Here is a 9,594-nt window from a genome sequence, read left to right as displayed (position 1 = left end):
CAGTGATTTACGAATATTACCAACGGAAAATTGAAACGAAAACCAAGAAACAAGCTCTAGGCGCTGTTATGAACAAGCTATTACGTATCATATTCTCGGTATTGAAGAGTAAACAGTCATTCCGTTTGATTACCCCTGAGCAACAAGTTGAAATGTATCAAAAAATCCTACAAAAAGCGGCCTAACGAAGAAGAAAAACCAAAACATTACCTATTCCCTTCTCAAATTTTTTTTGGTTTTTGGGAAGGTTTTTTTTCCTATGCGTAATTTTCTTTAAACAAAAAATCCAGAAAAAGACTTGACATTAATTAGCTGGTCTTTGACATCCTCCTTATGGGATAATCAAGAATGATTATTATGGGAATACTCACCCAACATAAGGATGTATGACAAACTAGTAATTTCCGCCATCTTCTTTAATGAGACATTGGTCAAGTTATTGACTAATGTCTATTTTAAGATTCGATATACAGCGTTGCATGTTATGGAGTAAATTTATGAGGCCGCAAAGCCAGATAAATTGTGGCTTTGAAAGATACGGAAATGGCATGTTATGGTACGATTTAATGACATGTACCTAGAATAAGAAAATGCCTATTGAAGCCTGAAATTCAAGGAGTTCCACTTTAGTTCCATTTTTACATGACAGTGGTGCCAAATACATTAAAGTAACATATTCGTTAAGATCAACCGGGCGAACCGTATCACTGGTAAAATGGCAAGAAAATGGATAACTCCTGTCAGATCCGTGTGGATTTGGCAGGAGTTTTTGTGTTTTACTGGAAATTTATAGCTTATTACATATAATATGATGATGAGAGTTGAATGGATAGATTTAGCCTGTTTATTTAGTAGGTTCTAGATTGTTGGCTTTTGCAATGTAGTGAACTTAAAGAGTACGGAGGCAATTCAATGTCATTTAAAGAGGTATTTAAATCTTTCCCACTTATTGAACTGAAAAGGTTGAGATTACGATCCATGCATCCAAGTGATGCAGAAAGATACTTAGGATGGTTTTCAGCGAAAGAAGTGCAACAGTTTTTAAGCGGACTGGCATGTCCAAAAGATATAGAAGAGGCCAGACGGTTTATAGAAAATATGAACGGAAGATATTTTAAAAGTAAGCTTACCATTTGTTGGGGTATTGCTTTGAAAGAAAGCGATGAATTAGTAGGAAGAATTGAACTATGTAGATTTGTTCGTCAGTCAATGGCAGAGGTTGCCTACTCGCTCTCCCAAGAGCATTGGAATAACGGGTATATGACAGAGGCTTTGCAGGGAACTGTAAAATTCGGATTTCAAAAGATGGGATTACATAGGATACAGGCTGCCGTAGTTCCTGAAAATATTGCATCAGTTAAGGTTTTATGCAAAGCAGGGTTTTCGCAGGAAGGATTATTTCGGCAATATAATTATGGAAACGAGTTTAGAGATACACTCATGATGTCCATATTAAAAGATGAAATACTGGGGATGCGGTAAGATGATTTTTGGATGGTAGCTTTATTATAGCTATGGTTCTTTTGTGGTGGAGTATAGGTTCAAGGAGATTTGTAAATGAGATTATAAATAAACCCAGGTCCGGAATGGTATAAAAAAATATGCTCACTTGATATTCAAGATATGTCTTGGGTTGAACATACTAAAGATGAAATCGACTTTATCATTGATATTATGGAGTTATCAGGAAAAGAAAGAATTTTGGATTAGCATGTGGATTTGGTAGACATGCAATAGAACTTGCAAAAAAAGGTTTTTCAGTAGTTGGTGTTGATATTACAACTGAGTATATAAAAGAGGCTAGGAGAATTTCTTCTCTCAAAAGTATAAAAGGGGACGTTCCTCTTTTGACACTTTGCGAATCGAGCTGAATATGTTGGCAAAATAGGAACGTCCCCATGTCCTTTTTGTTGCTAAAGCATAGGATACAATTAGAACCGTCCCCTTGTATCCATCAGCAATATCATACAAGATTTAACTTCAAAATAGTGATAAACTTTTTCCATCAGTGGATGGAGGGTTTATTTTATGAGTTACAATACAGGAGTTATTTATGCACTAACCGCCGATTTGATATGGGGCCTCGCGTTTATCATACCTAAATTGTTACCGTCATATAGTGCGGTTGAAATTACTTTTGGGCGGTACTTTATTTACGGAACATTTTCACTTATCATGTGGTTTATAAGGAGAAGGAGTATTGCTACTAACAAAGTTAAAAGCGGTATTTGGCTTCAGGCTTTGCTCTTTGCTTTTTGCGGTAATGTTGGGTATTATCTTTTTTTAGTTTTTGCTATTCAATTGGCAGGAATAACTATTTCAACACTGGTAATAGGAATGTTACCAATAAGTGTTTCCTTGTATGGAAATTGGCTATTTCGAGAGTTTGCCTTTAAAAAGGTATTTCCATCAATTCTGCTTGTTTTATTTGGGCTTATTATTATAAATAGTTCTAAATTACAAGGTGCTGATACGTTATCTAATAATATTCTTGGTTTGTTTAGCGGGCTGACGGCTCTTATGTTGTGGACATGGTATGGTGTAGCAAATGCATGTTTTCTGAAAGATAATCCAGGGATTTCTTCAGAAGATTGGTCAACTATTACGGGTGTTACTACATTCGTTTTACTGCCGTTTTTTTTATTTATTGTGAACCTAATCTATTTACATTCTTTTTCTATTTCTCACATATTCGAGTGGAATGAAAATAGTTGGCGTTTTTGGGTAGGCAGCTTTGTATTGGGTCTTTTTTGTTCGTGGGGGGCGACTATTTTCTGGAACAAGGCATCTAATCAATTACCTACCGCTGTTGCGGGGCAATTGATTGTTGGGGAAACAATATTCGGGTTGATATATGGATATATTTTTGAGCATAGGTTACCTTACTTTATTGAGGTTATAGGTATTATAATAATTATAAGTGGAGTGTTGTTAAGCATTCATACGATAAACTCTGTAAGGGGGCTTATAGAACATGGCTATGTTCAAAAAGAACAAGGCTAGCTGTATTAGAATAGCAGATATGAATAATCTGGAAGTATATAAGGCTTCCTACACAACACATGCATTCTCACGTCATTGGCATGACGGCTTTGGTATAGGTGTAATTGAAAATGGATGTGAAGTTTTTGATTATGATGGAAGAAGGCAATATGCACCTCAACGCAGTATTGTATTGATGAATCCAGGAGTTGTTCACACTGGTTCAGCAGCAAATCAACAGCTAGGTTGGCAGTACAATATTATGTATCCTCAGTCAGGATGTTTGCAGGAAATAGCGGGTCAAATCAACGAGAAAAATAACCATGTTCCCTATTTTCCAAACCCAGTTGTATTTGATAAGGATTGTGCTGAAAAATTATTGAATTTGTTTTCATTATTTGAGTATTCGCCTTTATCAATGGAATATCAATCAGTTTTTATTAGTGCCATGGCTATGATATTACGAAGACATTCTAGTCTTGTATATGCTGGAATGGAGAGAAAAAAAGACAATAAAGTCGTGAAACTTGTTAAAGAATACATATATCAATATTATGCCAAGAATATTTCATTAGGGGAATTATCTATTATTTCAGGAAAAAGTCAGTTCCACTTACTTAGAGAATTTGGAAGAGAGGTAGGTATTCCTCCACATACCTATCAGATTTTTATTCGAATTCAAAAGGCAAAGGAATTATTGCTGAAAGGACAATCAATATTAGTAGTAGCACTCGAAACTGGATTTACTGACCAAAGCCATTTTAGCAGGTACTTTAAGCGTATTGTAGGAGTTACACCGAGGGAATATGTTAACTCTAGTGGATAATAAATTGAAATTTTAGCGTAATGCTTAAAAACGGAGGTTAATATGCCTTGGAGAAGCAAAGGGACGCTAATTATGCTTCTCGATAGAATATGTTTACAGTAGTACTCACAGTGAGAGTATGAGGTTGAAAGAGAACCTCCTGATAAATTTGTATGAATTTGGCAGGAGATTCGTGCATTTATGGCAAATATTACAAAGTAAGTAATAGAGTTTCGCATCTTACTCGAAGGAACAGACGCATTGAGTCGTGTTGTTCATGAAAAGGGGTGTAATAGTGAGAATTGGCATTTTGACTTGCTCTGCAGCAACTCAGGATTCGGGGTGCTCATCAGTTAGTTGCCTTCATGATTTAAGAAAGAGAAAAGGGGCATTTGAAAGGTATAGTAGGGAGGTGTCAAGTGGACGGGGTTGGTGACAACTGAAAAATGTCAATAACCCCGTCCGCTTGACATCATCTGCCTAATTTGTATTAATTTGGCAGGAGTTTCTCTTTTTTATGGCAAATGTTACAAAGTGAGAATGGAATCTACGTAATTGTTTCGAAAGAAAATTTCAGCGAGTCAATGGGGAGATAAGAAGATGAGTGTCAAAGAGATATCTGATAGTACTGCTTATTGTGGTTTAGTTTGTAAACTATGCCATTTAGCTGATCGATGCTCGGGCTGCAAATCAGAGCTGAACTGTTGTGGTATTCGGACAAGTGAAGAAGGTTGCTACCAGTATGATTGTTGTAACGAAAAGGGATTTGATGGCTGTTGGGAGTGTCCTGACTTTTCTTGTGGAAAGGGTTGGATCGGCTACACTAAACTAGACAGATTTTATAAGGTCATGTAAAACTATAAGAAAAGAAAAAGGAGATTTACATGACAACAAGACGAGCTAAAAGAGAATTTACCGACCAATTCAAGCAACAAATGGTCCAACTTTATAACAGCGGAAAACCCCGTTCAGAAATCATTAAAGAATACGATTTAACCCCTTCAGCATTCAACCAGTGGGTCAGCAGAATAAATGCTACAGGATCGGCAAAAGAATGTGATAATCGTAGCCCGGAAGAGCAAGAGTTAATCAAACTTCGTAAAGAAAATCAAAAATTGAAGATGGAAAATGATATTTTAAAGCAAGCAGCGCTGATATTGGCACAAAAATAATTGTAATCCGGCAAAATGCTCATAAATACTCTATATCAGCGATGTGTAAATGTTTAAAGATTGCCCGAAGTACCTATTATTACGAGATAATTGGCAAGCCGGATGAACGCGATTTAGAAACAAAAGTTGACTATATTTTTCATGAGAATCATGATGTCTACGGAACAAGAAAAATCAAAATAGAGCTACAAAAATTAGACTATCAGGTATCTCGCCGCCGTATCGGAAGAATCATGAAAAAGAACGGTTTAGTCTCAAAGTACACAGTTGCACAATTTAAACCGCACAAGCAGAAATGTAATGAAGAGCCTGTTAAAAATGAGCTGAAACGGCAATTTGCCGGACAAGCTCCCTATGCAGTGGTTGTCAGTGATTTAACGTATGTTCGAGTAAATTACAAATGGAATTACGTGTGTATTCTTGTAGATTTGTTTAATAGGGAGATTATCGGCTACAGTGCCGGAATTCATAAAGATGCGCAATTGGTATACGATGCATTTGCAACAGTAAAGACAGATCTGCGAAACATCCAGATGTTTCATTCAGACCGAGGTAGCGAGTTTAAAAATGAACTACTTGATGAAGTGATTTCTACCTTTGAAATCAAACGTTCCCTTAGCATGAAAGGATGCCCTTATGATAACGCTGTAGCAGAGGCAACCTTTAAAATATTTAAAACCGAATTTGTATATGGCCGAAACTTCGATAGTATATGTCATCTACGCCATGAACTAGCCCGGTATATTGACTGGTTTAATAATACTAGAATTCATGGCTCTCTAAATTACTTAACGCCAGTTCAATTACGCCAATTGACCTTATGAAAATTGTCCGACTAAGTGTTGACAATCCACTAAATGCGATCAGGTAGGTCGTAAGTTGGACGATGATTTCTATAAGGCGCTGTATCAAAAGATAACCAAGTTTGACGCAGAGACGCTAGAATTAGTAGATGAAGTAAATGAGCAGTATCAGGAGCTTGAAACACTGTTTGAGATGAAGCAGAAGGAGTTAGCGCAGACAGAAAAGGCTATAGAAAAGCTGTTTGAGCTTTATGAGGATGGGAGCATAACAAAGCAACGATTGGCTGATCGTATTGTTGGTCATGAAAAGACTAAGGCTGAGTTAGAAGCGGAGATTGAAAGGTGTAAGATTGCATTGGCATCTCAGGTAAATCTGGTGACAGTAGAGATGGTAAAGAAGCGAATTGATGAGTTCAAAAATTTATGGACTAATGCGGTTGATCCGAGTGAACAGAATAGAGCATTTCGATTATTAATTGAGAAGATTGTATACAATCGCCAGAATGATGGTTTGAGCCTGGAAGTTTTGTATAAATAATTGCAAAATGTCATCAAAATGAAAAATTCCTGCTAAATTTGTATTAGTTTGGCAGGAGTTTTGTATTTATATGGGAATTAGTTAAATGAATCATCAAAAACCAGTTTGTGGAGGAGCAAGATGGATGTTCTGCAACGCTAAACCCATACGATGGGATCAAGAAAGGAAGGTCGCATTGGAATATAATCAGAACAGTCCCCTTGTATCTTTCAATGGAGTTATGAAAAACTTTTAGAATAAATAAAAAACACAGGTAGAAGATAGCAATACTGGAGGATATATAATGTCTGAATTATATAATCTACTAATTTCGGGTTCTGAAGATTCTTGGGAGACAAATTCCTATATAATCGATGCAGACCGCTTTTTAGAATATACGGATAAAGATCTAAAAGAAAGATTTTTGAAGCTTGATAAGGAACAAATTGATGAAATAAAAAGCTTGCCGTGTATTTTTGCCTATGAAGATTTTTCTGATAAAACAGAAGGGTTCATTGGTTATATTACAGATATTACTAAACGACAAGGCAAAATTAAAATAACTTATGACAAAGTAGAAACAATTGCATTAGAAGATATGCACAAACTCAAATTTGAACTAGATATAAGCGAATGGGAATTCAGGAGAACTCACTGGGCAATTAAGAAAGTAGACCTTAATAAAGAACTCCAAGTTTTAGGATTAAGTTTAAAAACCAATCAGCCAGTAGACATTACAGAGAATAATATTGATGTAGCAGTTACTTTTGCTGGAGAAACGCGAAGTTTTTATCCACTAAAGCAAATTGGGAACGGCTCATATGCAAATGTGTACAAATACAAGGATACATTCTATAATAAAAACTTTGTTCTAAAAAGGGCAAAGAAAGATTTGTCCGAAAAAGAAATTAAACGATTTAAGAGAGAATTTGAAGAGATGCAGGATTTTTCTTCGCCATATATTGTTGAAGTGTACTGCTATAATGAAAACCAAAATGAATACATTATGGAATATATGGATTTTACACTTGAAAGTTATATAACAAAGCACAATTCTTCATTGTCTATAGTTCAGCGAAAGAGTATTATTCAACAGATTTTAAGGGCTTTTGAATATATCCATTCAAAAGGTAGATTGCATAGAGACATAAGCCCAAAGAACATACTTATTAAACCATACGAGGATATTATAGTTGTTAAGGTTGCTGATTTCGGTTTAGTTAAAATTTCAGAAAGCGCGTTAACTGCTGCCAATACCGAGTTTAAAGGATACTTTAATGATCCTTCTCTTATTCTTGATGGCTTTGATACCTACAGTATTTTGCATGAAACATTTGCCTTAACTCGAGTAGTATATTATGTGATGACTGGTAGAACCAATGTTGATACAATATCCGATCCTAAGTTGAAAACCTTTATAAATAAGGGGCTGAATCCTGCTAAATCGCAACGCTTCCAAACAATAAGTGAAATGGCACTGGCGTTTAAATTGATAGGATAATTCTAGCTCTAAAAATGGAGTAGCACATCAAAAATAGCGGCTATGTAGGAAAATAGGTGGATTAACTTAATAGAATTATTAAATATAGGTAACCTTCGTCAAATCCATTGTCAGAGGTTGCTTTAACGTTTTAACCTAATCTAGGTGATTGACAGAGATAATAGCAGCGATTTTCACATATGCGGTACCGGCGATAGCGTCTACAAGTTATGGAGAAAGAAAAAAAAGAGATGATCTTTTAAGGAAGCTTAAAGGGATTGAAGGATATCTATTAGACAAATATCAAGAATAATCGGGTCTTAACTTTAATATTGTTGCTAAAGCCGAAGGATACAAATAGAACCGTCCCCTTGTATCCCCTTCGACGCTCACTTATCACTGTTCCATCTTGTGATGAACATAATCTTGCCAAATCGCATGATGATGAATATCTTATGGTGTGTCTCGGAGGAAGAGTGGGTAATAATAGTCTCGCATATATCCATACCCATACAAAAATTAAACGAGCTATTAAGCGAAACCCCAAATTGATTCAAACTCAAGGTGAAGATGAGATTAGAATTTCCGGGATGAGATTTCCAGTATTACTTGCTCATATTGATACTTTTCGTTTGATTCGTTCTTTTGAATCTATTGCAAGAGCTTTAGTTTTCCATGAATTTAGTTTCCGGTACCAAGGTCGTTGCCAAGTAATCTCTGATATATTTTTTTCACCTAAAGACTTCAAATCAACTATTTTTCAAGTGAAGAGCACTCAAATAATAGGTGAAGAGCGCAAACGATGGGGGACGGAAACCCAAGGGGATAATCCCAAAATTTTTACATATCAATTCAGCAATTTAGATACTTTTGGTACATTTACAGTAGCACTTACCTTTTATGAAAAAACGGTTATATATGTTATTATGTCTTTACTTGACGATACAACATACCGAAAAGTGAAAAAACAGTTAAAGCCACAAATCGACAAATTTTTAAATGACATTACTATATAGAGGGGAACAAATGTCTTAGTTTACTTCTGTATAAAACTAAGTATTATCCCCACGAACGCCCGAATAGTTCCTCGCCATTCGTACTTAATTTGAGGACAACATTTTTATTCAAAATCACTTGTGACGCCTCAGTATATGAATCTTGTTTATCTAAGGCTATAATGACCTGTTTATTTTGATTTTTATATAATTCAAGTATTTTTTCAATAGCTTCGTCTGAAATTTGTTTGAGTAATACAGAATCATGTACAAGTAATGGAAGCTTTGTTAAGTCCAATACAGATAAATCAAATACAATTAGTCCCTTATAAGCAATCCCTGTTCCCGTATCGTCCGGTGTAAAGAAAGTATACTTATTTTCTCCAAACGCTAATATAGGAGCATTATAGGTACCAGAATATATTTCGTTGTTAATTTGCTCCATTTTACTATTAACTTTTTTTTCGAGACATGCAAATTGTTCGATCTCTACTTCTTTCAAGCGTTCACTGTTGGCGCTGAAATAAAAAGCCCGAAAGCTGACGGGATTGCCTGATCGAAAGTTGCTCGATATAATGACCATATCTGATAAGAAAGGAAAAGACGCCCCCGTTAATGTGCTACTGCGCCAACAGCAGCACCAGGGACGTCCACCAACTAAAAGATATGATCATTGTAACAAATTATGAGCTGATTGAAAATACCGAACTCGGTGTTTTTTGTTAGGAGCATGGAGCAGAATCCTTGTCCTTGTTGTGGTGAGCGGCTAAGTGTAATCGGCAGTCGTCGGCGCAAGTACATAACCAGCTCTGGCGAAACTACCGTACTGGTGATTCGTCG

General features: G+C 35.9%; 12 protein-coding genes and 1 pseudogene. 12 read left to right on the top strand and 1 reads right to left on the bottom strand.

Features of this window, described 5'->3' with window-relative positions; translation table 11 throughout:
• The 11 genes and pseudogenes from B9A22_RS25915 to B9A22_RS24530 all read left to right on the top strand — a co-directional run.
• A pseudogene (locus B9A22_RS25915) lies at positions 1 to 185 on the top strand (hypothetical protein); the annotation flags it as partial.
• 727 nt (positions 186 to 912) lie between these two features.
• Positions 913 to 1,482 carry a GNAT family N-acetyltransferase gene (locus B9A22_RS24565; protein ID WP_084578562.1) on the top strand — a complete coding sequence of 190 codons (570 nt, stop codon included), beginning with the start codon at positions 913 to 915 and terminating at the stop codon, positions 1,480 to 1,482.
• 200 nt (positions 1,483 to 1,682) lie between these two features.
• Positions 1,683 to 1,871, top strand: a complete 189-nt coding sequence (locus B9A22_RS26655) for a class I SAM-dependent methyltransferase (protein ID WP_139796392.1) — start codon at positions 1,683 to 1,685, stop codon at positions 1,869 to 1,871.
• A gap of 157 nt (positions 1,872 to 2,028) precedes the next feature.
• Entirely contained in the window at positions 2,029 to 3,003 is a 975-nt protein-coding gene (locus tag B9A22_RS24560; protein WP_084578561.1) for a DMT family transporter, read from the top strand.
• Entirely contained in the window at positions 2,975 to 3,808 is an 834-nt protein-coding gene (locus B9A22_RS24555) for an AraC family transcriptional regulator (RefSeq protein WP_084578560.1), read from the top strand. The genes B9A22_RS24560 and B9A22_RS24555 overlap by 29 nt, the downstream gene beginning before the upstream one ends.
• Positions 3,809 to 4,064: 256 nt before the next feature.
• Entirely contained in the window at positions 4,065 to 4,223 is a 159-nt protein-coding gene (locus B9A22_RS26650) for a CGGC domain-containing protein (protein WP_371360976.1), read from the top strand.
• A gap of 164 nt (positions 4,224 to 4,387) precedes the next feature.
• A complete protein-coding gene (locus B9A22_RS26645; RefSeq protein WP_371360977.1) occupies positions 4,388 to 4,642 on the top strand; it encodes a DUF3795 domain-containing protein in 255 nt (84 codons plus the stop codon).
• 29 nt (positions 4,643 to 4,671) lie between these two features.
• A protein-coding gene (locus B9A22_RS24545; protein ID WP_139796390.1) for an IS3 family transposase occupies positions 4,672 to 5,783 on the top strand; the annotation gives its coding sequence in 2 pieces (ribosomal slippage) (positions 4,672 to 4,924 and positions 4,924 to 5,783; 1,113 coding nt in all).
• Between the two features lie 55 nt (positions 5,784 to 5,838).
• A complete protein-coding gene (locus B9A22_RS24540) occupies positions 5,839 to 6,300 on the top strand; it encodes a hypothetical protein (protein WP_084578559.1) in 462 nt (153 codons plus the stop codon).
• A gap of 283 nt (positions 6,301 to 6,583) precedes the next feature.
• Positions 6,584 to 7,780 (top strand): protein kinase family protein, encoded by a 1,197-nt coding sequence (locus tag B9A22_RS24535; RefSeq protein WP_084578558.1) that lies wholly within the window; start codon positions 6,584 to 6,586, stop codon positions 7,778 to 7,780.
• 455 nt (positions 7,781 to 8,235) lie between these two features.
• Positions 8,236 to 8,775: a hypothetical protein gene (locus B9A22_RS24530; RefSeq protein WP_084578557.1), complete on the top strand. Its 540-nt coding sequence runs from the start codon at positions 8,236 to 8,238 to the stop codon at positions 8,773 to 8,775.
• Positions 8,776 to 8,818: 43 nt separating this feature from the next.
• Here B9A22_RS24530 and B9A22_RS24525 read toward each other — a convergent pair whose 3' ends face one another.
• A complete protein-coding gene (locus tag B9A22_RS24525; RefSeq protein WP_217806056.1) occupies positions 8,819 to 9,256 on the bottom strand; it encodes a DUF2326 domain-containing protein in 438 nt (145 codons plus the stop codon).
• A 228-nt stretch (positions 9,257 to 9,484) separates the two neighbouring features.
• Here B9A22_RS24525 and B9A22_RS26640 point away from each other — a divergent pair.
• Positions 9,485 to 9,594, top strand: a 110-nt coding sequence (locus B9A22_RS26640) for a DUF6431 domain-containing protein (RefSeq protein WP_425441431.1), incomplete at its 3' end; no start/stop codon positions are given.

This window comes from Sporomusa malonica (genome assembly GCF_900176355.1).
GTDB classification, from domain to species: Bacteria; Bacillota; Negativicutes; order Sporomusales; family Sporomusaceae; genus Sporomusa; species Sporomusa malonica.
This window is presented reverse-complemented; position numbering and strand designations above follow the sequence as displayed.

Coding starts and splice junctions, on each gene's coding strand:
- B9A22_RS26645 (WP_371360977.1), top strand. CDS start 4,388: ATGAGTGTCAAAGAGATATCTGATAGTACTGCTTATTGTGGTTTAGTT.
- B9A22_RS26650 (WP_371360976.1), top strand. CDS start 4,065: ATGAAAAGGGGTGTAATAGTGAGAATTGGCATTTTGACTTGCTCTGCA.
- B9A22_RS24565 (WP_084578562.1), top strand. CDS start 913: ATGTCATTTAAAGAGGTATTTAAATCTTTCCCACTTATTGAACTGAAA.
- B9A22_RS24560 (WP_084578561.1), top strand. CDS start 2,029: ATGAGTTACAATACAGGAGTTATTTATGCACTAACCGCCGATTTGATA.
- B9A22_RS24535 (WP_084578558.1), top strand. CDS start 6,584: ATGTCTGAATTATATAATCTACTAATTTCGGGTTCTGAAGATTCTTGG.
- B9A22_RS24555 (WP_084578560.1), top strand. CDS start 2,975: ATGGCTATGTTCAAAAAGAACAAGGCTAGCTGTATTAGAATAGCAGAT.